The organism is Elizabethkingia argenteiflava, from assembly GCF_009904105.1.
In the GTDB taxonomy this organism is placed as follows: Bacteria; Bacteroidota; Bacteroidia; order Flavobacteriales; family Weeksellaceae; genus Elizabethkingia; species Elizabethkingia argenteiflava.
Genome location: NZ_JAAABJ010000251.1, coordinates 1 through 256 on the forward strand (window position 1 = coordinate 1; position 256 = coordinate 256).

Here is a 256-nt window from a genome sequence, read left to right on the forward strand (position 1 = left end):
ATCAGCAATAAGAGCATTTTTACGGTCATATAGTTTTGCTAATACTACTTTGGAATACGTGTCAATAAAAGTTTGTTGATAAATATGTCCAACTCCTTTGATATTGCCTACGTAATAAGTGTCTTGAAATCCTAAATATCCAGGATGATGAGTTTCAATTTCTCCATGAGTTTTTTTCTCTTCCTTAGCCCCTTCTAGTGCTGAAAGTTGAGATTCAGTAAGGACGACACCATCTTGAGCAGATTTGGCTTCTAGG

1 pseudogene is annotated in these 256 nt (G+C 35.9%); it reads right to left on the reverse strand.

Annotation, left to right across the window (positions count from 1 at the left end):
- Positions 1-256 (reverse strand): annotated as a pseudogene (locus tag GNY06_RS02605) (IS481 family transposase); the annotation flags it as partial.